Source organism: Corallococcus carmarthensis (genome assembly GCF_003611695.1).
Taxonomy (GTDB): domain Bacteria; phylum Myxococcota; class Myxococcia; order Myxococcales; family Myxococcaceae; genus Corallococcus; species Corallococcus carmarthensis.
In genome coordinates this window covers 1-411 of the sequence record NZ_RAWE01000503.1, presented here as the reverse complement: position 1 = coordinate 411, position 411 = coordinate 1, and the positions used below count along the sequence as shown (strand labels likewise).

The 411-nt window shown below is 38.4% G+C and carries 1 pseudogene; it reads left to right on the top strand.

Features of this window, described 5'->3' with window-relative positions:
• Nucleotides 1-287: pseudogene (locus tag D7X32_RS44690) on the top strand (Asp-tRNA(Asn)/Glu-tRNA(Gln) amidotransferase subunit GatB); the annotation flags it as partial.
• Between the last annotated feature and the right edge of the window lie 124 nt (nucleotides 288-411).

Genomic DNA, 411 nt, shown 5'->3' with positions numbered 1-411 from the left:
ACACCATTAGCGGTAAGATTGCGAAGCAAGTATTCGGCTTTATGTGGGATGAAGGCAAAACTGCGGACGAAATTATTGTGGAAAAAGGCTTGAAGCAGGAAACTGATACAGGTGCGATTGAAGCGATTATTAAAGACGTTCTTGCTGCCAATGAGAAGATGGTTGAAGAGTTTAAATCTGGTAAAGAGAAAGCTTTCAATGGTCTTGTTGGTCAAGTGATGAAAGCGTCTAAGGGTAAAGCCAACCCTGCGCAAGTCAATGAATTGATGAAGAAGTTGATTGGTTGATCTGATTTAATTTCAAAAGAAAACCCGCTTAAGAGCGGGTTTTTTTATTAAGCATAAGTATTCTTTACAGCAAATTTTTCTAAAATGCTTGGAAGATCATCCAATTCTGGGCGGATAGTATTTT